Genomic DNA, 25510 nt, shown 5'->3' with positions numbered 1-25510 from the left:
GTAATCTTAAAGAGACCCGCTAGACGGGTCAGCTAGCAAAGGTGGTGCTGAAGGGAAACCATTCGGTAGGCCTTTAGGCCTCGGCCGGTAGCAGAGGCTTTCAGCCGAAGAGCAAGCCACCCGTTCTCACGGGTGGTTTTGACTTGATATCTAAATGAAGTTTTTAAACAAATAAAAAATCCACCGACATAAATCAACCGATGGAATTTTATTCTGATTTACTCCTTTAAAAGGTAGTTTAGTCAATTACACCACTCGACTCTTCACATAGTCAGAGTAGCATAGATAGGTGTTTGCTTACTTAGTGAAATCCAATACTTTACGTCCTTGAATTTCACCTTTTTCCATTTGGTCAAAGACCTCTACCGCTGTATCAACAGGAACAGTTTCAACAACTGGCACTACCAAGCCTTGTGCACCGAAGTCGAAGGCTTCTTCCAAATCCTTACGTGTACCTACAAGAGATCCAACAACACGGATACCATCTAGAACTGTTTTGACAATTGAAAGCTCCATATATTCAGATGGGAGACCAACCGCAACGACTGTTCCACCAGCACGTACACTATCGACAGCTTGATTGAAGGCAACTTTAGAAACAGCGGTTACAACAGCACTGTGTGTACCACCAGTTTTTTCTTGGATATAACCCGCTACATCTTCAACTTCTTTACCGTTCACAACTAAGTCAGCACCAGATTCTTTAGCCAAATCAAGTTTATCTTGGTTGATATCAACGGCCACTACTCGTGCATTGAAAACTTTCTTAGCATATTGAATAGCCAAATTACCTAGTCCTCCAGCACCATAAATAGCTACCCATTGACCAGGTTCAACTTTAGCTTCTTTAATAGCTTTATAGGTTGTAACTCCCGCACAAGTAATAGATGAAGCTTGAGCTGGATTAAGTCCTTCTGGAACTTTCACAGCATAGTCTGCAGTAACTAAAGCATAGTCACTCATACCACCGTCAACACTATAACCAGCATTTTTTACAGAACGGCAGAGTGTTTCGCGACCAGTCGTACAATATTCACAATGGCCACACCCTTCGAAGAACCAAGCAATTGATACACGGTCACCTTTTTTAAGTGTTTCAACACCTTCACCAACTTCTTCGACAATACCAATACCTTCGTGACCTAGTATACGACCTGGTACTTGACCAAAGTCTCCATGAGCTACGTGAAGGTCAGTATGGCAGACACCGCAATATTCAACTTTAACCAAAGCTTGACCATGACCAACTACAGATGGTTTTTCATGATCAACAACTTCAACACCTGTACTTGCTTGATTAACAACAACTGCTCTCATCTTAATTACCTCCATATGATAACTTTAACACCTTCATTATAGCACTCACACAGACAATGTCAACGCTTACATAAAGCTTTTCTTAGCTTGCGAAAACTTTCTTGAAAACTCTCTATACAAGTGGAATTGCTACTATTTCTGCTGCTGATATTGCTTTGTTTCAATCATTTCCAAGATACCTATACTGTCTCACAAGTGTCTTGGAATCCGGTAGACTGACTTCAAAATGGAAATAATGATTGCGTCCATCTCTGGCATTCTCTTTATTTAATAGAAAATAATTCTTTTGACTGATAGCCATCTCCCTCATAATATCATCCGTCAAAAAGGTTAAGGGAATATCCATGGCAGAATAGCGATAAAAGTCTTCTTCAAATTTTAAATAGCTATCAGAAAAATAGTCAATTTGAAGTTTATCATCATAAATTTTTCTCTTCCTCATCTATGTTTTCAACCCCCAAACTAATTTCTAATATATCCTTTGTTCGAATACATTTATGTCGCTTGCAAGATTTTATAGTAACTTGATTAAAATCCAAGTCAACCACATAGCCACTACATCTACAGCGCCTACCTTGATCCTTTATCTGGAAACTTCCCAATAATTGACCTGAATAAAGCTGGTTTAATAAAGTAAACTTCTCTAAATCATCCAAATGACTCCTAAGATTTTCTTTAGTCTTATCTTCATGTAGGGAGCTTGTATGTTCTGATAAGAAAAAGCCCATCCACTTCATCATTCCCCTGTCTTGATGTTCCCTAGCTGATTGAAAGGGAAGGTAACTACGGTCTATCATTTTAAGCCATCTAATCCTCCAGCAGAGTGCCCACCAATAAGCTTACTTCGAGCAAGACTCCTAGATGCCTCCTGTAAAGCAGTTGCTTTTTGAATGGTCGTAAAGCCAAATTCCTGTCGAATACTATCTATAACTGCCTGAAGTCTTTCTTCTTTATCAATGTCATCTGGATTATCAAATAAAGAAAGAATCTGAAGCCTTTCATCTACAAAATTTGCATAAGAGACACTGACACTTCGAACAGCCCCTCCTTGATATTTCTTCCTAAAGAGTTCAATGACATGGCTTATTAGTACTCTTGTATTATTAGCGGGTTCAATCTTCATCTGTGCTTGTAGCGAACGCTTGCCCTCTAACTTTGAAAATCCAATGCTGATGGAAACTTGACAAGCTTTCTTATGGGCTCGTCTTAACCTAATAGCTACCTGTTCTGCCATCTCTCTTAGAATCAATTCAATATCAGCTTGACGCTCATAGTCTCGTGGCAAGATTTGGGAATTCCCTAAGCCATGTGACTTTGGTTTATAAGGTTTATGAACATTACTCTCATCGATACCGTTGGCATGAAAAAAAAGATCTAAACCCACAATACCTAACTCCTTTTTAAGAGTATCAGGATTGCTATTAGCAAGTTCTCGAATAGAGAAAATCCCCAACTTGTTTAAACGCTTCTCCATCCGCTTTCCAATCCCCCAAAAATCGGTCATATGGGGAATATTCCAAACCTTAGTCTCGACATCTTCATAGGACCAGTTGGCTCTCATAGTAGCCGTATGTTTGGCCTCATTATCAAGAGCTAACTTGGCCAATAAGGGATTGCTGTTAGACATCCCAACTGTCGAGTAAATGCCTGTCTCCCTCCAAATATCTCTTTGAATACGCCCTGAAATCATATCTAACTTATCTTTTCTTGTAACTGTTCTATCGGGAATAAAGTAATTCAGTGACGACGTGAGATCAATGAAACCCTCATCAATGGAATAAGGAAGAATGTCTTCAACACTGGCATAATTCTGGAAAATGTGTTGAATTTGGATATTCTTTTTTATATAGAGGTCCATTCTAGGAGGAACGATAAAGGTAACCTTAGCCCAAGATTCGATGTAATCTACAAAAGCTCTATCCGTTGGAAGTCCCTGCTTTTTGGCATTATAATAATGAAACTTACGAGAATGAATGTCAAAAGGTAAGTCATAAGAACGACTAACATTTGACTTGCCAAAAACCTGCTTAAATATGGGGGAGGAGGCTAATATCAAACCATTAGCATTTTCAGCCCTGCTCATCACACATAGAGAAGTCTTAAGAGGGTGCAGCCCACGTTCAACACACTCTACACTCGCATAGAAAGATTTCATATCTACAAAAGCAATATCACTTTGCGGTTCTCTTGAATAATCAAAATATCCCATGCTCACCCTTTCGTTAGTTTATAAACTAACACTAGTATAAAATATAACTTGTTTTATTTCAAGTATTTTCCACAAAAAAATAACAACATCCCTTCTAGAATGTTGTTATCCTTCTATTTTTTCCCTTTAACTTGGTCGGTGGCAACATCTTCACCAAACCATTTGTCAGAAATCTTTTGGAATTCTCCATTTTTATAAAGGGTTCTAAATCCTTGATTGATTTTTTTGATCAGTGTCTTATCTGCCTTACGAGCACCTACAGCAAAGCTTTCACCCTCGTAACCAGCAGGCATAACGTTATACTGATTCAGAACTCCTGATTTTTCTAAGTAGTAATTAGCATATACACGGTCAATCAATAGACCATCAATACGTCCACTATCAAGGTCAATCAAGGCCTGAGTAAAGGTCGAATATTGGACTGCTTTTTGGTTGGCGACGATATCCTTCAAAATCTTCGGAGAAGCATTGAAAGCATCATAACCAGAAGAACCCGCTTGAGCACCTAAGGTCTTACCTGCCATTCCTGCAACAGAATCAATTCCCGAAGACTTTTTGGTTACCAGTACTTGTTCATTGACCATATAAGGCACTGTAAAGTCTGCAGACTGCTTACGCTCATCCGTGACCGAGTAACCATTCCAAATGAGGTCAATTGTCCCATTCTTCAGTTCTGTTTCTTTCATATCCCAGTCAATAGCCTGCCATTCGACATCAATACCATACAATTTAAAAACTGCAGTGGCAAGATCAATATCAAAACCAACATAGCTACCATCCTTTTCCTCATATCCCATAGGAACAAAGGTCGCATCAAAACCAATTTTGATTTTCTTTTCTTTGGTATAGGTTTGCCACTGATCTTTCTGAGTTGCAAAATGTGAGCGCGAGCTACAAGCTGATAGCGCAAACAAAGGCAAAATGACAAGACAGCCTAGCAAAATCGTTTTTACTATTTTTTTCATGGAAAATCCTCACTATTTTGGATTGATAGTGACAATCTCATCGGCGATGTGCTGTGCAAACTGCATATCGTGAGTGATAACGATTTGCGTAATCCCAGTCTCACGATTCTGCAAAATCAATTTCTCAACTTCTTGACGCAACTCAGGGTCAAGAGCTGATGTTGGTTCATCATAGCCGACAATTTTCGGATCAATCATCATAGCACGCGCAAATGCAACACGTTGTTTTTGTCCCCCAGAAAGAGAGTAAGGATAAGCATTTCCGTGAGCTCCAAGACCTAAACGGTCAAGTAGGGCTTGAGCTTTTTTCTGAGCATCTTCCTTAGACATTCCCATCGTCTTAATTGGTGAAAGCATTAGATTGTCTAAGACTGTCAAGTGCGGAAACAGTTGGAAATCTTGGAAGACAAAACCTAGCAAGTTACGACTTTCCATTTGATCCAAAGGAATCTCTTCATTTTCATAAATAATTTGTCCTGAATCAATGGTTTCAAGTCCTGCTAGCATACGCAAGAGAGTCGTTTTACCACCACCAGATGGTCCGACAATAGCTAAGATTTTCCCTTCTTCGACAGTTAGGTTATAGTTATCAAAGATTTTGTGTTGACCAAATTGCTTGGAAATATTTTTTAATTCTAACATAAGGTCTCCTATTTATAATAGTTGAATTTCTTTTCGATGTGTTTCGAAGCCACAGTCACCACACCCACAAGGATAAGATAGATAGCTCCAGCCACAAACATCGGTGCTAGGGTAGCATCACGGTTCGCAGCGGTACGACTTTCCAAAAGAAGGTCTCCAACCCCAAGCACATAAACCAATGATGAATCCTTAACCAAGTTAATAATCTCGTTAAAAATACTTGGCAAGACAATCTTGACCACCTGAGGAAGGATAATGTAGCGGATAGTTTGGAAAGGACTAAGTTTAAGCATTTTCGCTGCTTCATATTGTCCTTTCGGAATAGCCAAGATTCCTCCACGGAAAATCTCTGCGAAATAAGCTGCATAATTAAGCGTAAAAGCAAGAATAGCAGCTGGCAGACGGTCAAAGACAATCCCAACACTCGGAAGAACGTAATAAACAAAGATCAATTGTAAAAGGAGGGGGGTTCCACGCATAATCCAAACGTAAAGGGTTAGTAACCAATTTAAAGGTTTGAATTTAATCTGCATTAAGAAAGCAAGTACAATCCCTAATGGAATCGACAGTACGATAACAATGAAGAATACTTGAAGTGTGACTACCGCACCGTTCAAAAGGGCTGGTAATACTTCCAAAACGTATGACATATAAACTCCTATAATTATTTAGTATTGTTGAATATTATACCAAATTATTTAAAAAAATGATATAAGATTTTGAAAATAGTAAAAAGGAGTGCGACTAGACCCAATTTTCAAAATGAGTTCATAATCACACTCCTGGGAGACTTAAATAGTCTGTCCTGAGAAACAAACAAAACTTAAGTCTATCATCCCTAAAGCTTATTTTAGATTTTCTTAACAAATTCAGATTTAAGTTTCATAGCACCAAAACCATCAATCTTACAATCAATGTTATGGTCACCTTCAACCAAACGAATATTTTTAACACGTGTGCCTTGTTTAATATCTTTTGGCGCACCTTTCACTTTCAAATCTTTAATAACTGTAACAGTATCACCGTCAGCAAGACGTGTTCCATTGCTATCAAGAACCACAAGTCCTTCTTCTTCTGCAACTTCGTTTGGATCCCACTCATAGGCACATTCAGGACATACAAGCAAGATTCCATCTTCATAAACATACTCTGAGTTACATTTTGGACAATTTGGTAATGACATAATTCTCTCCTAAGATTGTGATATAGATACTATTCTACTTTAGATTCTCCAATTAAGCAAGGGTAAAAAGGATAAAAACAAACAACATCCCTTACACTGTAAGAGATGTTAGTATTTTTATTCAACAGTAACTGATTTAGCCAAGTTACGTGGTTTATCGACGTCAAGTCCACGATGAAGTGTTGCAAAGTAAGCAATCAATTGTGTCGGTACAACCATTGAAATTGGTGACAAGTAAGGGTGAACATTATTAAGAACGATGTCATCACCTTCTTTAGCAACATTTTCCTCAGCAATAGTCAACACTTTAGCACCACGAGCAGCTACCTCTTGAATATTACCACGAGTGTGGCTAGCAAGAACAGCGTCAGACAAGAGCGCAATAACAGGTGTACCATCTTCGATCAAAGCAATCGTTCCGTGTTTCAACTCACCTGCTGCAAAACCTTCACATTGGATATATGAGATTTCTTTCAATTTAAGACTGGCTTCCATAGCAACATAGTAATCTTGACCACGACCAATATAGAAAGCGTTACGTGTTTCTGCAAGAAGAGCTGCCACTTTCTCGTCAATAACTTCTTTTTCAGAGAGTGTTGATTCGATAGATTGTGCTACAAGTGACAATTCATGTACCAAGTCGAAAGCTTTAGCTTTTTCATTACCATTAGCTTCACCGACTGCTTTAGCCAAGAAGGCAAGAGCTGCAATCTGAGCGGTGTAAGCTTTAGTAGAAGCTACGGCAATTTCTGGTCCAGCATGAAGAAGCATTGTGTGGTCAGCTTCACGAGAAAGGGTAGATCCCGGAACGTTTGTCACTGTCAGACTTGGAATACCCAACTCGTTAGCTTTAACAAGAACCTGACGGCTATCTGCTGTTTCACCTGATTGGCTAATAAAGACAAAGAGAGGTTTCTTGCTAAGGAGTGGCATACCATAACCCCACTCAGAAGAAATACCAAGCTCAACTGGTGTATCTGTCAACTCTTCGAGCATCTTCTTAGAAGCAAAACCAGCATGATATGATGTTCCTGCCGCAAGGATATAGATACGATCAGCCTCTTGAACAGCCTTGATAATATCAGCATCTACAGTCACTTGTCCCTTGTCATCTGTGTAGGCTTGGATAAGCTTACGCATCACTGTTGGTTGCTCATCGATTTCTTTGAGCATGTAGTAAGGGTATGTGCCTTTACCAATATCAGAAAGGTCAAGTTCAGCTGTATAGCTATCACGTTCTTTAACAGTACCATCATAATCTTGGACTTCGACACTATCAGCTTTCACGATAACTAACTCTTGATCGTGAATTTCCATGTATTGATTAGTTTCGCGAATCATAGCCATGGCATCTGAGCAGACCATGTTATAGCCATCACCAAGACCAATCAAAAGTGGTGATTTGTTTTTTGCCACGTAAATTGTTGAGGCATCTTCAGAATCCATAAGAGCGAAGGCATATGATCCACGGATAATGTGAAGAGCTTTCTTGAATGCTTCAAGAGTTGACAAACCATCTTCTTCAACGAATTTTCCAATCAAGTGAACTGCAATTTCAGTATCAGTTTGGCCTTTGAAATGGTGACCAGAAAGGTATTCTTCCTTAATTTCAAGATAGTTTTCAATAACACCATTGTGAACCAAAACAAAACGTTCTGTTTCTGAGCGGTGTGGGTGAGCATTATCCTCTGTTGGTTTACCGTGAGTTGCCCAACGAGTATGTCCGATACCTGCAGTACCTTCTACTCCTTCAGTTTTAGCAGCAAGTTCCGCAATACGGCCAACAGCCTTAACCAATTGACTAGATGCATCGCCAGCTACAAAGATACCAGCTGAATCATAACCACGGTATTCTAGCTTTTCAAGTCCTTGAATCAAGATATCAGTTGCATTTGTGTTACCTACAACACCAACAATTCCACACATATTTTTAATAATAACCTCTGATCAAAGAGGTCATGTCTCCTTCATTTAAAATTGGTATAGTCAATAAGCTCTTTAAAAAGCTTAACGAGGACAGTATATTCGATATATTCGACATTGTCAAGCATAAAAATTGGTATAGTCCTAAAAAGACCTTTTAGTCGCTCCTTATCCTAAGGAATAATCCTTAAAATATGCTATAATAAGGCTATGCGAATTCAACAATTACATTATATTATCAAAATCGTCGAAACCGGCTCAATGAATGAAGCTGCAAAACAACTTTTCATTACGCAACCAAGTCTTTCAAATGCTGTTCGTGACTTGGAAAGAGAAATGGGAATTGATATCTTTATCCGTAACCCCAAGGGAATCACTTTAACCAAGGATGGAGTTGAATTTCTCTCTTATGCACGTCAGGTAGTGGAACAAACGAATCTCTTGGAAGAACGCTACAAGAGTCACACAGAAACACGTGAATTGTTTAGTGTTTCCTCTCAACACTACGCTTTTGTTGTCAATGCCTTCGTCTCACTTCTCAAGAGAGCTGATATGACACGTTACGAGCTCTTCTTACGCGAAACACGTACTTATGAAATCATTGAGGACGTTAAGAACTTCCGTTCAGAGATCGGCGTTCTCTTCCTTAACAGCTATAATCGAGATGTCTTGACTAAGATGTTTGATGACAACCGCCTCACATATACCAGTCTCTTCAAAGCTAGACCCCATATCTTTGTCAGCAAGTCAAACCCATTGGCTAAGCATGAAGTTGTCTCTTTGGAAGATTTAGAAGAATTTCCATACCTTAGCTATGATCAGGGGATTCATAATTCCTTCTACTATTCTGAAGAGATTCTCTCTCAGATTCCCCATAAAAAGTCTATCGTAGTTTCAGACCGAGCGACACTCTTCAACCTATTAATCGGTTTGGATGGTTACACCATTGCTACAGGTATTTTAAATAGTAATTTGAATGGTGATAATATTGTCTCTATCCCACTTGATATTGATGATGAAATTGATATTGTTTACTTGAAGCATGAAAAGGCAACCCTCTCTAAAATGGGAGAAAAATTCCTTGATAACCTCGTTAAAGAAGTCACTTTTGACAACTAATAGATGTTAGACCCCAGCACATAATGTTGGGGACTTTTTATAGCCAAAACTATCCAATTCAAAGCACAAAAAAGAGCCTTTCGACTCTCATCATTATTTATAATTTTTATAGCTTGCCCAAGCTTCATCTATAGATAAGGTCTCAGCATCTGTGTATGAGCCTCTATAGCTGTTCCAAACAAGGCCACTTGTTGAACCAGTTGCTTGGGTAACTGGAGCTTGATCATAGGCAGTCAAACCATAGTATGCAATAATGCTATTTAATTTAGAAGCGTAAAGACTATCTGTAGCATAAGTCCCTGTCAGTGCCTGAGTGGCATCTGCATAACTACTTGTATTTGATTTCCAAGTACCTGCATAATTAGATGACGTCATCAAAGCAGCATAATCTGCTAGGGAATCACTCAGACTTCCATAAGAACGGAAGGGTTCATCAATCTCATAAGTCTTTCCTGTACCGTCATCTTCCCAAGTACGCATAGTAACGGAGTTTCCATTATAAGAGCCCTTAATCCCAAAGAAGTTGTAATAAGGAGCTTGACTCAGACCTGACTGACCTGAATTTGATTCCAGAATAGCTTGAGCAATTAGAACAGAAGCATAGATATTGTAATCTTGACCAATCTGTCTCGCAGTCTCTCCGATACTATCAATAAAAGCCGTCGTAGTTTGATTGTAGGCAGCTTCAGCTTTAGCATTAACACTGTTATCATTTTTTCTATCTGTTGTAAAAGCTAGAACCAAAAAAAGAGAACAAATGAAAGCTCCTACGATAAAAATCATATACCTTTTTAAATGACGATACATACAACCCTTCCTTCATAAAATCTTCAATTATAATATTTTAATACTATTCTATCAGAAATAACACTCCTTAGCAAGTTATAGGGATAGTTTCCCCTCAAAACTATCCCTAACAACACCTTTACATATCCTAAATAATAAGATATAATGTGGGTAATTTTTAAGGAGATGAAAAATGAAAATCAAATCATTCTTACCTGGTATAAGTATTGCAATACTTATTTCGCTTGTAGCCTGGACTCTTGGAGTCTTATTTCCTATTATTGGTGGGCCTGTCCTTGGTTTATTTATAGGACTTCTGCTAGGAATTATTCTAAGAGATTCTCAGAAACTTAAAGCAGGAATGCAATTCACATCAAAAAAAGTATTACAATACGCTGTTATTCTTCTTGGATTTGGACTAAATCTTTCTCAAGTCTTTAAGGTTGGCGTAACATCACTTCCCATTATTCTAGTGACTATTGCTACGGCACTCGTTACTGCTTACTTCATCCAAAAGCTATTTAGGTTAGATAGCGAAATTACTACTTTAGTAGGGGTTGGTTCTTCAATCTGTGGAGGTTCTGCTATTGCTGCAACTGCACCTGTAATCAAGGCAAAAGATGAATCTATTGCAACAGCAATCTCGGTAATTTTCTTTTTTAACATCTTAGCGGCTTTAATCTTTCCTCACTTGGGATCTTGGTTGGGACTTAGTAATCAAGGCTTTGCCATATTTGCTGGAACAGCTGTCAACGATACTTCTTCTGTAACTGCTACAGCTAGTTCTTGGGATAGCTTACATGGAACATCTATCCTAGAGCAAGCAACAATTGTTAAATTGACTCGAACACTTGCTATCATCCCTATAACTCTTGGTCTATCTGTATGGCAGTCACAAAAGGATAATACAAAGGAAGCATTCTCGCTAAGCAAAGCAGTGCCTAACTTTATCCTTTGGTTCCTTTTGGCCTCACTGATTACAACTGTTGCAATGTCACTCGGTGTAACACCTGCCGTCTTTTCACCATTAAAAGACCTTTCAAAATTTATGATTATTATGGCAATGACAGCTATCGGTTTCCAAACAAATCTCAAAAAACTAATCACTAAAGGAGGCTCAGCACTTCTAGTGGGAGGAGTCTGTTGGTTATTAATTAGTCTTGCTTCTCTTCTCATGCAAAAGATATTAGGACTTTGGTAAAAGACATCTAAAAAACTCACAATCTGGCTAAGACTGTGAGTTTTTATTATATAATCATTTTTTATACTCAAAGACATAGGTTTGGATAACCTTATCCCCATCGTTTGTTACTTTCAAATCTACATTGTAGCTCTTAGTTTCACCACTAATATCCTGAACCTTATAATCACCATCTTTTTTTACAGAAGAGGTGGTCTGTCCTGAATAATGCCTAACTTCAAGGCCTGAAGCTCCATCTAGAGAAAAAGGAATGAGCCCGTTTAAAGAATATAGCCCATACAAAATAAGACATAAAAAGCTCAGCGACACAAGGCTCACCAAATAATATTTAACAAAATCCCCCAATTTAAACCCCTGCTTACTCACTTAGTTATTATCTTCCTTTAACTTAACGTTATTTTTATTAGAGTATTTTCAAATTTTATTTTACACACATTTGGGTATTTTGTCAAATTATTTGATATTTAAAATAGAGCCTATTTTTTCTATATACTAAAAGCCGTTAGTCATCTAACGGCAATTTTTTATTTCTGAAATAACGTATTCAAGACGGCTATAGAGACCAAGTAATAAGTCGTAACTTCGATTTTCATTTTCTTTCAAAACAGTGAAAACTGTTGTACTATAGGTAAATTCAAAGAAGTCATCTAATTCCTTGAGCCAGTCATCAATAACCCCTAAATTTTGATCAATGATTGCAAACAAACTTGGCTGATACCAGATTGTACCTTCGATATAAAGGTTTTTGTCAGATAATTTAGATAGGGATACTTTCAAGTCAGCAAGCTCTCTTTTAGCAAGATTTGGTTCAATCTTTAAATCAAAAAGCAAGCGTGCATCATGATTTAGAATATCGAGTTCTGCTTGAAGCAGTTGAATATAATGTATCGCTACTAAATACTGGTTCATGGGTCTCTCCTGGTCATCTGAAAATCGTACTATTATTGTACCACTAAAGAATGAAAAAATGTAGTAATTATTTAATTTTTTACAGGATTTTTTTAGAAAAAATACGATGCTTTAAATTTCTGTTTAAAACTAATGACACTAGCAATTTTCTAAGAGTTTAAGAAATGAAAGATTTTTTAAAAAAGAAAAACACTCACGAATGAGTGCATTTCTAGTATCAATGGCTAACCATTTCTTGTGCAATTTCAAAGCCACTAAGTTTTCCAGGATAGTAAGTTGGCCAATTATCCATTTCTTTTAGAATCTCATCTTGGCTACTATTTCCAAAGAAAATATGGAAATGTGCTGAAGTTGTTGGATCTATTTGATGATCTGAAAATTGGACATACTGGTAAGGGTTATCTGCTGCTTGACTATCAGTTGCTGTAAAGAGATAACGAACACCTTTTTTACCAGAAGCATAGGTTAGAATCTTATAACCATCATAACGATAAGTGTGTGTCACACTACTTCCATCATTCTTTGTGAAAGTCATGGTCATCTTTTTACCATCAATGGCAATTTTAGAAACATCTGTTTGATAGCCCTTAGTGTAGTATTCTTTGTACTCTTGTGCAGTTTTATCTTTATTTAATAGAGATTTGTATTCAAATACTTGATCTAAAGTACCATCTTGAAGATAAGGATAAACCGATTGCCACTCACCAGACCAATCCGAAAGTTCTCTATCTTTAACATCTTTGTCATCGAAGTAACCATTTTGAACCGTTTTCTTGTCATCACTTCCCGTTTCAGGTTGGATAGCTTTACCTTCAACGTCCGTTGTTAAACGAAGATTTTTTAGGTTCTCAGTCATAACACTGATATAGTCTTCACCTTTTTTCAACTGTTCCTTAGTTAGTGATTCAATTGGATTTAAAACTGCTGTCTTAACTCCTACTTCGTTAGCTAAGGTTTTAGCAACACTACTTGAAGCATTTTCCTCAAAATAGATATAGTTAATATCATATTCTTTGACATACTTAGAGAGGCTAGCGATACGTTTTGCAGAAGGGTCGGACTCAGCTGAAACACCTAAAATTGGTACCTGTGTCAAACCGTAATCTAAGGCAAGGTAGGCAAAAGCTGCGTGCTGAGTAACAAAACTTTTCTGTTTTGCTTGACTAAAGGCTTCAGTATACTCCTTATCCAAAGTCTTTAATTTTTTAAGGTATTTCTCGGCATTGGTTGTAAAGACTGCTTTTTTATCTGGATGCTGAGCAATCAAACCGTCTCTAATAGTTTCAACTAATTTTTGAGAACGTTTAGGTGAGAGCCAAACATGGGGATCATATTCGTGGTGATGTTCTTCTCCACCATGATCATGATCTTCTTCCTCTGTTCCAGGTAAAAGAACCATGCCTTGACTTGCCTTAATGACTTTTGTATTTTTTGTGTTGATAGACTTTTCAACTTTTGGAACCCAGGTTTCCATATTTTCATTTAGGTAGACAAAAGTGTCTGCTTTTTCAATGTCAGCGACATTCTTAGTAGATGGTTGGAAATCGTGGGCTTCACTTCCAGCAGGAATGAGATAAGACACCTCTCCCTCATCTCCTACAACCTGCTTGGTAAATTCATAAACAGGGTAAAAGCTCGTCACAACTTTCAAATCACCATTTCCTTTTGAACCGTGGTGACTAGTCGTATAATAAATACCTGCACCAGCAGCTAAAACAACTGCTGCTAATCCTGCTAGGCCAAAAATGCGTTTCTTTTTCATGATATTCCTTTCAAAATACTTAACCAGTTAATAGTTTACTGGTTAAGTATATCACACTTCATTTATTTTGCAAGTCCTAAAATAAAAAAATTGAAATATTTCGACGAGAAAGAATTATTTGATATACTGGAAATATCATTTGGAAAGTAGGTTATACATGTTTCGAAAATTAATCCTATATCTTTTTTTATTGCTTTCAGCCATAGGCCTGACTTATGATACGCAATCATACACTTCAGGCGCTTTGTCTGGTTCGGCATACGGTATTATTGGACTATCAACACTGATTGCCTTATGTTATATCGTACCAGGAATATTTCTGATTCTGTACTTAGGCAAGAGATGGCAGGTGAAACCACTTGTTCTCATATTTGCTCTAATTGGTGGAGTCTTTATCACAGGATGGATAGCTGGTTATGCCAATACCATTTCTCACGACTGGGTGACTGCTCATCTTTCTTCAAAGAGTTTCTTCTACCGCTTTGAGGATGCTCTTATGGCTCCCCTAGTTGAGGAACCCCTCAAACTTGCAGCTTTTCTCTTTGCTATCTATATGGTGCCAACGAAAAGTTACAAGGGGCTCTTGCTTGTCGCTATTACGGCGGGTCTGGGCTTCCAGATTAGTGAAGACTTCTCCTATATTCTTTCAGATTTGCCTGACGGTTTTTCTTATACGATTTCAGGTATTCTTGGTCGAACTATTGGTGCTGTATCGTCTCACTGGCTTTACACATCCTTCCTTGCTATGGGGCTAGTCCTTATATGGCGTTCCCGTCAAAAACTCATTAATTCTAAATACAGTCTTATTGGTATACTTTATGCTTGTGGTGCTTTTGCTGCACACTTTGCTTGGAATTCACCTCTTCGAAATTTAGAAAGCGATTTGCCATGGGCATCAGGCCTTCTCATTTCACTCAATCTTTTCTTCTTTATTACGCTTTATCAGCTCCTATCGAAACTGGATAAAGAAAACAAGTAATGTTTACAATACTAAAAAACCTTTCCAATTTTATGGAAAGGCTTTTTTAATGACTTTAATCACTCATAGAAAAACGATTGGTCATCAAATTACTTGCATCATCTAAGACTTTTGCCAATAGTTTATCTGTTTCTGACTGAATCTTATCACTAATCTTTTGATTTTCAGCTTCAAAATCAATACTCTCACCATTTGCTAAAGCAGTATCTACATGATTAATCATAGCATGGCCAAGAGCCATAGTTGTTTCTACATAAGCATCCAAATCAGCTTCATGCTGTTGGAAATGAGGATCACAGATAGCGGCAATCAAGCGATTACTCCAGTAGAAATTACCTGTATCCACTTTATCAGTTGTTTGACGGAAATAAGCAGGTGTTGTTCCGACTTGAGTCCAGAATGGCACCATTGTACCAAATGGCATTGATCCATAGGCTAACCACTGAATTCCTGTCGTTTCTGATGGTTTGTTAGGACGCATTTGCAAGAGAGCTGTTTGACTAGTACGGTTGATACCGATTGGACGGAATTGGCGTTGACTCACCGCATCTCCTTGAGGTCCATAAGGATCGTAAGGTGTATCTTGGTAATGAAGACTCAAGACATATTTAACATCTTCAACTGTAATTTTGCGGTATGGTTTTTGGCACCATGGAATAAAGAATGATTTTGGATCATAGTCTTTTTCTGGGTTCAAAAATTTCTGCATAGCCCAGGCGCGTGGTGTATTATAATGACGATCCTTATCTCGTTGGCTACCAAAAGCATAACGTGGATTAAAGTGTTCATTAGAATAAGTCAAATCTAGGTGATGTTTATTAATGAAGTTTCGAATGTCTGGTGAGGCAAGATAGTCGTCTGGATTTTCAAACTCATAGTGATCGATACCAAGTTGGTTTGGGTTAGTAACATAGGCATCGTCTGGAACACGTCTTGCAATCCAATGGTGACCACCAATTGTTTCCAACCACCAAATTTCTTCAGTGTCTGAAAAAGCAATCCCATTAGACTCGTAAGTTCCGTAAGTTTCAAGGAGTTGTCCCAAACGAAGGACACCTTCACGCGCCGTCTTGATATATGGCAAGACCAAAGTCAACATATCCTCTTCTCCAAAACCATCTTTAACAAGAGGATCAGCGCCGAGAACACGCGCATTAGTCGTGATTGTTTCTGTTGCACTCATGGCAACATTAGCTGAGTTAATACCAGCTTCACCCCAGATACCGTCTTTCCCAAGCGCATCTGGGACAGAGGTATAACGTAGAGGATTATCTGGCAAATCAATTGAAAAATTGCTAAGCACAGACTGGTAATGACGCGGTTGGTCTTCAGGGGTCACGACGAGAAATTCTTTGGGCGTAAAAACGCCTGATTGAGAATCCTCAGTACGTGCAATCATGGTAGAGCCGTCATATGAGGCTTTCTTACCTACTAAAATCGTTGTACAAGCCATAAAAGCTTCCTTTCTACTTACAAATCGTCCGCAATCTTATTGATTTTTCTGAGACGATGGTTAACACCACTCTTGGTCAGAGGAGGTTCTATACTATCTGCGATCTGCTGGATAGAGTAATCTGGGTTGGCAATACGGAGTTGGGCAATTTGGCGCAGCTCCACCGGTAAAATCTCCAAGCCAACCGTATCCATAATCTTGATAATATTATTAATTGTTTTCATGCTAGCACTAATCGTTCTAGCAATATTGGCTGTTTCCGCATTATTGGCACGATTCAGATCATTTCTGGTTTCTCGCATAATTTTGACCTCTTCGAAGGTATCCTTAGAGTTCATTGCGCCGATAACAAGGAGAAAATCCATAATGTCCTCAGCTTTTTGAAGATAGGTCACAAACCCATTTTTATGACTCAAAACCTTAGCATCGAGCATAAATTTTTTCATGAGAGAAGCTAAGTCCTCTGCGTGGTCTTGGTAAACGGAAAAAATTTCTAATTGATAACGGCCTTTTTCAGGATCACGTACTGTTCCAGTCGCCAAAAAAGCGCCTCGTAAATAGGATCTTCCAGCCTCGTCATCTTCCATTACTGATGTTTCAATGCCTGTTTCAAAGCCAAAGAAAGAATCCGCCAATTGTAAATCGGACAAAATATCATTGACATGGTCAGCGACAAAAACCGTGTAAACACGATTTTTCTTGAGATTGGTCTTGTTGTGATGTCTCAATTCAGGATTACTCTGATAACGACTTTCCATTAATTGGTAGATATGTCGCGCAATCTTTGCATTTTCTGTTGAGATGGAAAGAGTCAAGCCTTGATTAGTCAATCCAACCGAACCAGACATCTTAATCAATGCTGACAATTCCGCCTTGTCTTTACTTGAAGCAGCAATTATCTCTTCTTTAACCTTAATTGTGAAACTCATGACTTGTTCCTCACTAGATGCATGAGCTCATCCACTACCAAGTCACCATGGTGGAAGGCACCACCATTTTCAAGTCGCAAAAAATTAGAAGACACAACTGTTTTAGCTTCACGACGTAAGCCCTCAAAATCATGCTCAACCTGAACAAGGTATTCATCAAATTTATTACTAGCCATGTATTCCTTAGGCACTTTCTTGATGTTAACTAAGACATTGTCAATCACATCAGAGCCAAGATGACGATTAAGAACAGCCACATGGTCGGCATCTGAGAATTGTTCAGTTTCTCCGTACTGAGTCATAATATTACAAATGTAAGTCACATCAGCCTTGGTCTCGATAAGAGCCTGACGAATCTCTGGTATAACTAGGTTGGGCAAAATCGATGTATACAAAGATCCAGGACCTAAAACAATCATATCACTATTCATAATAGCATCAACAACCTTACGACTGGCCTTAGGCTCTTCGTCATTATAGGTATTGGTCACATAAACGCGTTCAATCATGCCATCATACTGGGCAATACTACTCTCCCCTGCTACTTCATGACCATCTTGAAAAACGGCATGAAGCGTCAAAGCTGTCTCACTAGCAGGATAAATTTTTCCTGTAACGTGGAAGAACTTCGTCAAAAGCTGCATGGCATTATAGGTAGATCCCTGCATTTCTGAAATTCCAGCGATGATTAAATTTCCGAGTGGATGACCAGCCAAAGCACCATCGGTTTTATCAAAACGATATTGGAAAACTCTTTCATAAAGTTTAGGCATATCACTCATAGCTACCAAAACATTACGCAAATCCCCTGGAGGTGTCAGCTGCATGATATCACGCAAATCTCCCGAAGAACCGCCATCATCAGCTACAGTTACCACAGCAGTGATATCAACATCCTTATGACGCAAACTACGAAGAATGACTGGGATACCAGTTCCCCCACCTATTACTGTAATTCTTGGTTTTTTCATGAACGATTCACTGTCTCCTTACGTCGATCCTTATCACGATGTGTTTCATTGACTGTCCAATCATTTTTCAAATCTTGGGCCAGACGATGTGCAAAGGCTACACTACGGTGTTGACCACCTGTACAACCAACAGCAATGGTAAGAACAGACTTACCTTCTTTCTTGTATCCAGGCAAGATTGGTTTAATAAGTTGTATCAAATGATTGTAAAACTCTTCTGATTCCTTATGTTTCATGACATAATCAAAAACCTCTTTATCCAAACCTGTGAGGTTACGAAGTGCAGGATCATAATAAGGGTTTGGCAAGAAACGGACATCAAAAACCAAATCTGCATCCAATGGCAATCCATATTTAAAACCAAAACTCAAAACTTCAATACGGAAAGAAGATTGGTCTTGTTCAGATGAGAACTGTTCAGAAATAGTCTTACGCAGCTGGCGTGGGGTTAATTCTGTCGTATCAACCACGTTTTGACTCAAACTCTTAAGCGGTGACAAAAGCTCACGCTCAAGCTTAATACCATCCAAAACACGGCCATCTGCCGCCAATGGGTGGCTACGACGTGTCTCTTTATAACGAGAAACCAATTCACCATCCGTAGCATCCAAGAATAGAATCTTGAAATTAAGTTCCTCATTACTTTCCAATTTATCCAGAATATCGTTAATCTCATCGAAGAACAAGCGACTACGCATGTCAACAACAAGAGCAATCTTGTCTGTCTCTTCACTATGTTTTACCAATTCGATAACCTTAGGTACCAAAGAGGGGGGCATATTATCAATGGTGAAGTATCCAATATCCTCAAAGGATTGAATTGCTACAGTCTTACCTGCACCACTCATCCCTGTTACAACAACTAAATTAATTTTTTTCGTTCCCATGAGACTCCCTTTCTAATCTTTCTTCTTTCAAGACACGAATAACGTCTGACATCTTCTCAACTTGTTGGCTAACCCCCATAATCATTTCTGTCTGCAATTTTTGAATTGTCAGAAGATCTGATTGGTCTTGTTGAACCAAGTGGTCTATTTTTTCATGCAAAAGTCGGATTTCTTCCTTAGACTGGGTATTGACGTGATAGTCGTTACGCGCTTGTAAACGGTCATAATCCGATGCTCGATTCTGACTCATCATAATCAATGGTGCCTGAACGGCCGCTAGAGTAGACAAGGCCAGATTCAACAGAATAAATGGATACTTATCAAAGGCAATCCCAAAGGGTTGAACAACATTCAGCCCCATCCAAATAGCCATAAAAGCAACGAATGACAAGATAAAAGTCCAAGATCCACCAAATCGGGCCACTTCATCCGCCACTTTTTGACCAAAAGTAATCCTACTATCCAACTGTTCCTGGATGTCTTGATCCTCGTACAATAAACTCTTGGTCACATCGTGAACGGTTTCCCGAACATGTTCGTTTTTCTCATTAGCATTTGCAATAACTTCATCAAGAAAAACCAACCTATAATCCAAAAGACTGATATTACTAATAAAATCATGTCCTTGTAAATCAGGGTAATCTTTTTTCAAAAGCACCTGCAAACGACTATTTAGACGTTCGAAATAAGAGCCATCGGTTTCATCGAACCACTCTTTAGAGATATAATCCTGAACTCTCTTAACCTGCATATTTTCGCCTTCTTTCTAGGCTCTATTATACCATATTCAAAGCTTAAACGTTCAATAGATAAAGGAAAAGAGTCCAAGACTAACCTCAGACTCCTCAATTATTGGGACAATTAATTTAAACTCTTCTTATTGGTAATTTAAAGTCCAGTAGTAAGTACCGTCACCAGCGACAACACAAGCTACTGCTGCTTGAGTAGCATCTGGACTCATGAGAAGTTCACGAATACCACTACTCAACCATTTATTGGCTACAACTGAACCATCAGATTCACGACGGTAAACAATACCATCACTGTTGTAAGTGTGTGAAATATCTTTGGCATGTGGAAGGGTTGTGCTATTGTAAAGATCATCAGACCATGTAAGTGCTGGCAAACCAGCAGCTGTACGTTGAGCATTGATTTCATTAAAGGCAGCCTTAGCTGAGTCAACTTCAACATAATCAGAGTTTTCAGTTGGTTCTACATGATAAACAAATTTAACATAACCAAATTCAACATCACTATATTTTTTGTCGTCAACACCGCTCTTGAGATTAGCTGTAATAACATAGTCACGTGCCCAAGCACTGCCCTTAGAAGCGTTGAAGTTGTCAACATCTTCAATTTCCCAAGTTACATTACAATCCCAGCCAGCATTATCTAAGAATTTTGGAGCAAAATTCTTAATAACATAATCTTTGAATTCATCCACATTTTGGAATGGAAGAGCTTCACCAGCTTTACCAGTACCAACTACATTTTCAGAATACAACTTAACACTTGATGCATTATCATCGTACATGTATTCGTCGTTTCCTGCTGGTTTATGGAAATCTGGATCAAGCTCAGGGTCATCATTGGCAGTACCATTGTAGAGTTTCCATTTACCATCAACCCATTTGTAGTAACCATCGATACCACGCGCATTATCTTCATCTGTCAATGCCACACGGTAGTAATAGGTACCGTTGTCATCTACAAATCGTGGATCTGAATACATGCGATAATCTGTTGGTGGCAATGTTGGTTTTGGCAACTTGTCATAGTCAATGTTGGTTTCAGGTGCATATGGTGGTTTTTCAAGTTCAGGAGCTTCTGAACTTGTTTCTGATGTAGAACCTGTTTCTGAACTTGCAACTGAGTCTGAGGTGATTCCTGAAGTTGAATTACCTGTTGAAGCAGCATCTGAAGTTGTGGCTGAGGTTGAATTACCTGTTGATGGTGCTTCTGAAGTTGCTGATGACGTTGAATCTACAGTTGATGGTGCTTCTGAAGTTGCTGATGACGTTGAATCTACAGTTGATGGTGCTTCTGAAGTTGCTGATGACGTTGAATCAACCATCGATGGTGACTCTGAAGTTGCTGATGATGTTGAATCAACTGTTGATGGTGCTTCTGAAGTTGCTGATGACGTTGAATCAACCATCGATGGTGACTCTGAAGTTGCTGATGACGTTGAATCAACCATCGATGGTGACTCTGAAGTTGCAGACGAAGTTGAATCAACCATTGATGGTGCTTCTGAAGTTGCTGATGACGTTGAATCAACCATTGATGGTGCTTCTGAGCTTGCTGATGACGTTGAATCTACAGTTGAAGTTGTTGGAGCTTCAGAATCTGTGCTTGAAGCCTTAACAAGCACCCACTTACCATTTGAATAATAGTAATAATCGCCATTATCTTTCAAATAATAGTGAGTACCATTTTCATAACGGTAGTGAGGGTCATTTCTCAAAACCTCATAACCTGTCGTTGGTGTATTGTTAGAACCACTATTGTTGTTATTATAGTCACCACCACGAACCCAACGACCGTTATAGTTAACATAGTAGCTACCATCACTCAAAATGTAGTACAAATAACCATTGCTATAGCGGTAAGTACCTGATTCGTTGTAGTTGTTGTAACCAGGATTATAGTTGTTATAGCCATAATTATAGTTATAATTATAGCCATAGTTATAGTTTGGATAGTAATTATTGTAACCGTAGTTATAGCCATAATTGTAAGTATAGCCTGGATAATAGCCATTGTAGCCGTAGTTATAACCATAGTTTGGATAATAGTTGTTATACCATGAGTTATAACTATAGTTATTAGAATAACCACGTCCATAATAACTATCGGCCTGTGCATGATTGTTGCCAACTACCGTTGGTGCTAAAATAGCTGCCCCTAGGACAGCACATGAAAATAATCGTAAACTCTTTCTCATTGTCTTTTCCCCTTTTAAAAAAATATACCTTTTATAAGCAATCGCTTACATTTCCATTTACACTTTAATTGTAAGAAATAAAACTTCTATTGTCAAATTATTTTAATAATAGAAGTTTCTCAGACTAAACCAATAGAAGACTAACAAAGACCTAACTTTCTTTGTGAAAAACGGTTAGGCGGACCTCTTTTAGGGCTTAAAGGCAAGTGTTTAAACAAAAAAGCCCTCTATTTGTATAAGGACTTTTAGCGTAACATTAACGATTATCAATATTTTCTGGGTAAAGATCGTGATTAAAGAGACGTTGCTCGGCCATCTTCTCATACTTTGTTTCAGGACGACCGTAATTATAATAAGGGTCAATCGAAATACCACCACGAGGTGTAAATTTACCCCAAACTTCTAAGTAACGAGGGTTCAAAAGTTTCACTAAATCTTTACCAATGGTATTAATACAGTTTTCATGGAAGTCTCCGTGATTACGGTAACTAAAGAGATAAAGCTTTAGAGATTTAGACTCAACGCAGAGCTGGTCTGGAATATAAGAAATATAAATACTTGCAAAATCAGGTTGCCCAGTAATAGGACAAAGTGATGTAAATTCTGGACAGTTGAATTTGATAAAGTAATCATTATCAGTATGACGATTATCAAAAGACTCCAAGACTTGTGGAGAGTATTCAAAAATATAAGGTGTCTCCTTATTACCAAGGAGAGTGAGGTTTTTCATTTCTTCTTGTTGTGACATTTTTCTTCCTTTGTTGTTAATTTTTCTAGACCTTTATATGGTCAATTTTTAATCTAAATTTCTAATGTTAATCATTAAAAAAGTAAAAATACTATCAATTCTAAGCTTATTGAATGTGAAGATTAGACTCCGCGCTCATTATCATAGAGTAGGGTATGAAGCTGAGGGAGAACACGCACATTTCCCCACGAGTCATCAGCAGCTACTGTCTCCCAGAGCTCTTTGAGGCGATCTAACTGATGTTGGACGATATTACCTTCTGCTTTCGGTTCAGGATTACCAGCCGAAAGAAACATGACATCTGGCTGATAACGTTCCTGAATCATTTTAGCAAAGGCTAAATCATCATCGTCGAAAACAGGAACCTTAAAGGTAACTTTGTCAGGATCAAGTTGTGAAACAATAAAGTCAAGGGTCTCCATATTGACTTCCATCTTGGATGATGGTGGTTTAGGACTTAAGGTTACTTGATCAATATCCTTTAACCACTCCTGCCAGCGAGAACCCTGTGTCTCAACGGCCAAAGTTACTCCTCTAGCCTTGAGTTTTGAAACGAGTTCAGCCATATTTGCCGCTAAAAGAGCTGGGTTCCCTCCAGACAGAGTAACATAGTCGTAAGTTCCTAGCGCATCCAAAGCTTCAATAACTTCATCAGCTGTCATACGCGTTGGCTTCTCTGACCCATCCCAAGTAAAGGCAGAATCACACCAATCACAATGGTAATCACATCCTGCCGTCCTTACAAACATGGTTTTTTGCCCGATAGCTCGGCCTTCCCCTTGAAAGGTCGGTCCAAAAATTTCAAGCACTGGTAGTTTGAGTACACGTTCTCTAGTCATCCAACCACTCCCGTCTAAACTCTGCAAAGGCTGTTGGTGTTTCATAAAGACGCACATATTCCAAACGAAGTCCTCTCTCCTCAGGCAGATGTTGACTCGTCGTCTGGAAAATCCAGAAAACCATATTTTCTGCAGTCGTATTCATATAAGGCAAAGTCTCATTGAGATAACGGTGATCCAGATGAGGTTCCAAATGATCCTTGTAAATGCTCTTAAGATCACCAAAATCATAGGTCATGCCACGCTCATCCAAGTAACCACTCACTGCTATTTGAAGATGGTAGGTATGACCATGAAGCGATTTGCATTTGCCTTCATAATGAAAGAGATGGTGGGCAGCATCAAAAGTAAACTCTTTAGAAACCATTGTACGGTGAGAATTGTAAACCAAAGACTCACCTGTTTCTTTTTTGATTTCTTTCGGTGCAAAGAACATTAAGCTTCTCCTCTTTCTGCTAGATATTTTTCAAGTCCTTTTTGACGTAAATGGCAGGCAGGACATTCCCCACAACCAGTCCCAATAATACCGTTATAACAAGTCAGCGTTTTTTCACGAACGTAGTCGAAAGCTCCAAGTTGATCAGCCAAAGCCCAAGTCTCAGCCTTATCTAACCACATAAGAGGTGTTTGAATAACAAAATCATAGGCCATAGCCAGATTAAGTGTGACATTAAGTGATTTAACAAAAACATCACGACAGTCTGGGTAACCAGAAAAGTCCGTCTCACAAACCCCCGTAACAATATCAGTGATACCACGTTGCTTAGCTAACACAGCAGCAAATGAAAGGAAGAGATGATTGCGCCCATCTACAAAGGTATTAGGAACTTCTCCTTCTTCTGCCTCAATCTCAATATCAGATGTTAGGGCATTTTCAGTAATTTGACCAAGCAAAGACATATCCAAAACATGGTGTTTGAGGCCTTGTTCTTGTGCAATCTCTTTAGCTACTTCAATTTCTAAGCTATGACGTTGTCCGTAAGCAAAAGTAACTAATTCAACTGTTTCATAATGTTTTAGAGCCCAAAAAAGGCAGGTAGTAGAATCTTGACCGCCACTAAAGACGACCAAAGCTGATTGACGTTTCATAATATTCCTCTTTATTCGTGATGTTTGAGACACATAAAAAGGCTCCTTGAGGGAGCCAAAAAAAAACGCCAGTAATGGTTTTTTTTAGCGATGGTGTCTCCCAAACATCGAAAATGATTTATCTTTAATAGTTTATCATAGTTGAGAAAAAAAGAAAAGAGCCAAGGCTCCCTTCCTTAATCAATCTCAGCAATAACTTCGATTTCAATTTTAACATCTTTTGGCAAGCGTGCCACTTCTACTGCAGAACGTGCTGGAAAATCAGATGTAAAGGCAGTTGCATACACTTCGTTAAATGGAACGAAATCGTTAATGTCACTTAGGAAGCAAGTTGTTTTGACAACGTGGTCAAAGTCTGTACCAGCTTCTGCCAAAATAGCCCCAACATTTTTAAGAACTTGTTCTGTTTGTTCTTGAATTGTTTCGCCAATGATTTCACCTGTTTCTGGTGACAATGGTACTTGACCAGAAGCAAACAAAAGATTGCCAACAATTTTACCTTGAACATAAGGTCCGATTGCTGCTGGTGCTTTATCAGTATGAATAGTTTTTGCCATGATAGTTCTCCTTTGACTAATATGTTGCTATTATAACAAAATATTCTGAAAATTGAAACATATAATTCCAAAAAGAAAAGAATCAGCACAAGGCT

27 protein-coding genes are annotated in these 25510 nt (G+C 38.5%); 3 read left to right on the top strand and 24 right to left on the bottom strand.

Annotated features, from left to right (window positions below; genetic code table 11):
• Positions 1-297 precede the first annotated feature (297 nt).
• The 9 genes from adhP to glmS form a co-directional block, all read right to left on the bottom strand.
• Complete coding sequence (gene adhP / locus ACT170_RS05175) at positions 298-1317, bottom strand: alcohol dehydrogenase AdhP (RefSeq protein ID WP_037611373.1); 1020 nt, start codon at positions 1315-1317, stop codon at positions 298-300.
• Positions 1318-1477: 160 nt separating this feature from the next.
• Positions 1478-1759, bottom strand: coding sequence for a DUF5960 family protein (locus tag ACT170_RS05170; protein WP_037611375.1), 282 nt, complete (start codon positions 1757-1759; stop codon positions 1478-1480).
• Entirely contained in the window at positions 1737-2114 is a 378-nt protein-coding gene (locus ACT170_RS05165; protein ID WP_037604998.1) for a hypothetical protein, read from the bottom strand. The genes ACT170_RS05170 and ACT170_RS05165 overlap by 23 nt, the downstream gene beginning before the upstream one ends.
• Complete coding sequence (locus ACT170_RS05160) at positions 2111-3526, bottom strand: Y-family DNA polymerase (protein ID WP_038676147.1); 1416 nt, start codon at positions 3524-3526, stop codon at positions 2111-2113. Before ACT170_RS05160 ends, ACT170_RS05165 begins: the two co-directional genes overlap by 4 nt.
• Before the next feature lie 113 nt (positions 3527-3639).
• Positions 3640-4491 (bottom strand): amino acid ABC transporter substrate-binding protein, encoded by an 852-nt coding sequence (locus ACT170_RS05155; RefSeq protein ID WP_004182025.1) that lies wholly within the window; start codon positions 4489-4491, stop codon positions 3640-3642.
• 12 nt (positions 4492-4503) lie between these two features.
• Entirely contained in the window at positions 4504-5133 is a 630-nt protein-coding gene (locus ACT170_RS05150; RefSeq protein WP_004182073.1) for an amino acid ABC transporter ATP-binding protein, read from the bottom strand.
• Between the two features lie 8 nt (positions 5134-5141).
• A complete protein-coding gene (locus tag ACT170_RS05145) occupies positions 5142-5783 on the bottom strand; it encodes an amino acid ABC transporter permease (RefSeq protein ID WP_002891087.1) in 642 nt (213 codons plus the stop codon).
• A 200-nt stretch (positions 5784-5983) separates the two neighbouring features.
• The gene (locus ACT170_RS05140; protein ID WP_002891088.1) at positions 5984-6316 is read right to left on the bottom strand and encodes a zinc ribbon domain-containing protein YjdM; all 333 of its coding nucleotides are present in this window, start codon (positions 6314-6316) and stop codon (positions 5984-5986) included.
• 117 nt (positions 6317-6433) lie between these two features.
• Positions 6434-8242, bottom strand: coding sequence for a glutamine--fructose-6-phosphate transaminase (isomerizing) (gene glmS, locus ACT170_RS05135; protein ID WP_049545386.1), 1809 nt, complete (start codon positions 8240-8242; stop codon positions 6434-6436).
• A 207-nt stretch (positions 8243-8449) separates the two neighbouring features.
• Between glmS and ACT170_RS05130 the strand changes: the two genes are divergently transcribed.
• Entirely contained in the window at positions 8450-9358 is a 909-nt protein-coding gene (locus tag ACT170_RS05130; RefSeq protein WP_014634578.1) for a LysR family transcriptional regulator, read from the top strand.
• A gap of 93 nt (positions 9359-9451) precedes the next feature.
• Here ACT170_RS05130 and ACT170_RS05125 read toward each other — a convergent pair whose 3' ends face one another.
• On the bottom strand, positions 9452-10165 hold the full coding sequence (locus tag ACT170_RS05125; protein ID WP_444818113.1) for a glucosaminidase domain-containing protein: 714 nt from the start codon (positions 10163-10165) through the stop codon (positions 9452-9454).
• 172 nt (positions 10166-10337) lie between these two features.
• Here ACT170_RS05125 and ACT170_RS05120 point away from each other — a divergent pair, with 172 nt between their 5' ends.
• Complete coding sequence (locus ACT170_RS05120) at positions 10338-11345, top strand: YeiH family protein (RefSeq protein WP_048790515.1); 1008 nt, start codon at positions 10338-10340, stop codon at positions 11343-11345.
• A 54-nt stretch (positions 11346-11399) separates the two neighbouring features.
• Here ACT170_RS05120 and ACT170_RS05115 read toward each other — a convergent pair whose 3' ends face one another.
• The 3 genes from ACT170_RS05115 to ACT170_RS05105 all read right to left on the bottom strand — a co-directional run bounded on the left by ACT170_RS05115 (position 11400) and on the right by ACT170_RS05105 (position 14016).
• Positions 11400-11711, bottom strand: a complete 312-nt coding sequence (locus ACT170_RS05115) for a hypothetical protein (protein WP_037603153.1) — start codon at positions 11709-11711, stop codon at positions 11400-11402.
• 144 nt (positions 11712-11855) lie between these two features.
• Positions 11856-12254 carry a hypothetical protein gene (locus ACT170_RS05110; RefSeq protein WP_004182418.1) on the bottom strand — a complete coding sequence of 133 codons (399 nt, stop codon included), beginning with the start codon at positions 12252-12254 and terminating at the stop codon, positions 11856-11858.
• 217 nt (positions 12255-12471) lie between these two features.
• A complete protein-coding gene (locus ACT170_RS05105) occupies positions 12472-14016 on the bottom strand; it encodes a zinc ABC transporter substrate-binding protein AdcA (RefSeq protein ID WP_073689985.1) in 1545 nt (514 codons plus the stop codon).
• A 157-nt stretch (positions 14017-14173) separates the two neighbouring features.
• On the opposite strand from ACT170_RS05105, the gene ACT170_RS05100 reads away from it, so the two are divergent.
• Complete coding sequence (locus ACT170_RS05100) at positions 14174-14995, top strand: PrsW family glutamic-type intramembrane protease (protein WP_156246774.1); 822 nt, start codon at positions 14174-14176, stop codon at positions 14993-14995.
• Between the two features lie 55 nt (positions 14996-15050).
• Here ACT170_RS05100 and ACT170_RS05095 read toward each other — a convergent pair whose 3' ends face one another.
• The 11 genes from ACT170_RS05095 to ACT170_RS05045 form a co-directional block, all read right to left on the bottom strand.
• Positions 15051-16448, bottom strand: coding sequence for a C69 family dipeptidase (locus ACT170_RS05095; RefSeq protein ID WP_048790518.1), 1398 nt, complete (start codon positions 16446-16448; stop codon positions 15051-15053).
• A gap of 17 nt (positions 16449-16465) precedes the next feature.
• Positions 16466-17377, bottom strand: coding sequence for a DNA-binding protein WhiA (whiA, locus tag ACT170_RS05090; protein ID WP_004182012.1), 912 nt, complete (start codon positions 17375-17377; stop codon positions 16466-16468).
• Complete coding sequence (locus ACT170_RS05085; protein ID WP_002891102.1) at positions 17374-18348, bottom strand: YvcK family protein; 975 nt, start codon at positions 18346-18348, stop codon at positions 17374-17376. Before ACT170_RS05085 ends, whiA begins: the two co-directional genes overlap by 4 nt.
• Positions 18345-19235: an RNase adapter RapZ gene (rapZ, locus tag ACT170_RS05080; protein ID WP_048790519.1), complete on the bottom strand. Its 891-nt coding sequence runs from the start codon at positions 19233-19235 to the stop codon at positions 18345-18347. Before rapZ ends, ACT170_RS05085 begins: the two co-directional genes overlap by 4 nt.
• Positions 19216-19986: a DUF1003 domain-containing protein gene (locus ACT170_RS05075; protein WP_022496681.1), complete on the bottom strand. Its 771-nt coding sequence runs from the start codon at positions 19984-19986 to the stop codon at positions 19216-19218. Before ACT170_RS05075 ends, rapZ begins: the two co-directional genes overlap by 20 nt.
• Before the next feature lie 126 nt (positions 19987-20112).
• On the bottom strand, positions 20113-22182 hold the full coding sequence (locus tag ACT170_RS05070; protein WP_444818112.1) for a serine protease: 2070 nt from the start codon (positions 22180-22182) through the stop codon (positions 20113-20115).
• Between the two features lie 256 nt (positions 22183-22438).
• Positions 22439-22930 (bottom strand): preQ(1) synthase, encoded by a 492-nt coding sequence (queF, locus tag ACT170_RS05065; RefSeq protein ID WP_037611386.1) that lies wholly within the window; start codon positions 22928-22930, stop codon positions 22439-22441.
• 122 nt (positions 22931-23052) lie between these two features.
• Positions 23053-23769, bottom strand: a complete 717-nt coding sequence (gene queE, locus ACT170_RS05060) for a 7-carboxy-7-deazaguanine synthase QueE (RefSeq protein ID WP_004182409.1) — start codon at positions 23767-23769, stop codon at positions 23053-23055.
• Entirely contained in the window at positions 23762-24205 is a 444-nt protein-coding gene (gene queD / locus ACT170_RS05055; protein WP_064521216.1) for a 6-carboxytetrahydropterin synthase QueD, read from the bottom strand. Before queD ends, queE begins: the two co-directional genes overlap by 8 nt.
• Positions 24205-24858: a 7-cyano-7-deazaguanine synthase QueC gene (gene queC, locus ACT170_RS05050; protein WP_004182407.1), complete on the bottom strand. Its 654-nt coding sequence runs from the start codon at positions 24856-24858 to the stop codon at positions 24205-24207. Before queC ends, queD begins: the two co-directional genes overlap by 1 nt.
• 176 nt (positions 24859-25034) lie before the next feature.
• A complete protein-coding gene (locus ACT170_RS05045; protein WP_002891112.1) occupies positions 25035-25415 on the bottom strand; it encodes a RidA family protein in 381 nt (126 codons plus the stop codon).
• Positions 25416-25510: the final 95 nt, after the last annotated feature.

It is taken from the genome of Streptococcus sp. cx1 (assembly GCF_052384325.1).
Lineage (GTDB): Bacteria > Bacillota > Bacilli > Lactobacillales > Streptococcaceae > Streptococcus > Streptococcus salivarius_G.
Note: the sequence above shows the minus strand (reverse complement) of the source record. Positions and strands in the feature narration are given on the sequence as shown.

Bases quoted from the DNA above. Each gene is read 5' to 3' on its own strand.
- adhP (WP_037611373.1), bottom strand. From the start codon at position 1,317: ATGAGAGCAGTTGTTGTTAATCAAGCAAGTACAGGTGTTGAAGTTGTT.
- ACT170_RS05170 (WP_037611375.1), bottom strand. From the start codon at position 1,759: ATGAGGAAGAGAAAAATTTATGATGATAAACTTCAAATTGACTATTTT.
- ACT170_RS05165 (WP_037604998.1), bottom strand. From the start codon at position 2,114: ATGATAGACCGTAGTTACCTTCCCTTTCAATCAGCTAGGGAACATCAA.
- ACT170_RS05160 (WP_038676147.1), bottom strand. From the start codon at position 3,526: ATGGGATATTTTGATTATTCAAGAGAACCGCAAAGTGATATTGCTTTT.
- ACT170_RS05155 (WP_004182025.1), bottom strand. From the start codon at position 4,491: ATGAAAAAAATAGTAAAAACGATTTTGCTAGGCTGTCTTGTCATTTTG.
- ACT170_RS05150 (WP_004182073.1), bottom strand. From the start codon at position 5,133: ATGTTAGAATTAAAAAATATTTCCAAGCAATTTGGTCAACACAAAATC.
- ACT170_RS05145 (WP_002891087.1), bottom strand. From the start codon at position 5,783: ATGTCATACGTTTTGGAAGTATTACCAGCCCTTTTGAACGGTGCGGTA.
- ACT170_RS05140 (WP_002891088.1), bottom strand. From the start codon at position 6,316: ATGTCATTACCAAATTGTCCAAAATGTAACTCAGAGTATGTTTATGAA.
- glmS (WP_049545386.1), bottom strand. From the start codon at position 8,242: ATGTGTGGAATTGTTGGTGTTGTAGGTAACACAAATGCAACTGATATC.
- ACT170_RS05130 (WP_014634578.1), top strand. From the start codon at position 8,450: ATGCGAATTCAACAATTACATTATATTATCAAAATCGTCGAAACCGGC.
- ACT170_RS05125 (WP_444818113.1), bottom strand. From the start codon at position 10,165: ATGTATCGTCATTTAAAAAGGTATATGATTTTTATCGTAGGAGCTTTC.
- ACT170_RS05120 (WP_048790515.1), top strand. From the start codon at position 10,338: ATGAAAATCAAATCATTCTTACCTGGTATAAGTATTGCAATACTTATT.
- ACT170_RS05110 (WP_004182418.1), bottom strand. From the start codon at position 12,254: ATGAACCAGTATTTAGTAGCGATACATTATATTCAACTGCTTCAAGCA.
- ACT170_RS05105 (WP_073689985.1), bottom strand. From the start codon at position 14,016: ATGAAAAAGAAACGCATTTTTGGCCTAGCAGGATTAGCAGCAGTTGTT.
- ACT170_RS05100 (WP_156246774.1), top strand. From the start codon at position 14,174: ATGTTTCGAAAATTAATCCTATATCTTTTTTTATTGCTTTCAGCCATA.
- ACT170_RS05095 (WP_048790518.1), bottom strand. From the start codon at position 16,448: ATGGCTTGTACAACGATTTTAGTAGGTAAGAAAGCCTCATATGACGGC.
- whiA (WP_004182012.1), bottom strand. From the start codon at position 17,377: ATGAGTTTCACAATTAAGGTTAAAGAAGAGATAATTGCTGCTTCAAGT.
- ACT170_RS05085 (WP_002891102.1), bottom strand. From the start codon at position 18,348: ATGAAAAAACCAAGAATTACAGTAATAGGTGGGGGAACTGGTATCCCA.
- rapZ (WP_048790519.1), bottom strand. From the start codon at position 19,235: ATGGGAACGAAAAAAATTAATTTAGTTGTTGTAACAGGGATGAGTGGT.
- ACT170_RS05075 (WP_022496681.1), bottom strand. From the start codon at position 19,986: ATGCAGGTTAAGAGAGTTCAGGATTATATCTCTAAAGAGTGGTTCGAT.
- ACT170_RS05070 (WP_444818112.1), bottom strand. From the start codon at position 22,182: ATGAGAAAGAGTTTACGATTATTTTCATGTGCTGTCCTAGGGGCAGCT.
- queF (WP_037611386.1), bottom strand. From the start codon at position 22,930: ATGTCACAACAAGAAGAAATGAAAAACCTCACTCTCCTTGGTAATAAG.
- queE (WP_004182409.1), bottom strand. From the start codon at position 23,769: ATGACTAGAGAACGTGTACTCAAACTACCAGTGCTTGAAATTTTTGGA.
- queD (WP_064521216.1), bottom strand. From the start codon at position 24,205: ATGTTCTTTGCACCGAAAGAAATCAAAAAAGAAACAGGTGAGTCTTTG.
- queC (WP_004182407.1), bottom strand. From the start codon at position 24,858: ATGAAACGTCAATCAGCTTTGGTCGTCTTTAGTGGCGGTCAAGATTCT.
- ACT170_RS05045 (WP_002891112.1), bottom strand. From the start codon at position 25,415: ATGGCAAAAACTATTCATACTGATAAAGCACCAGCAGCAATCGGACCT.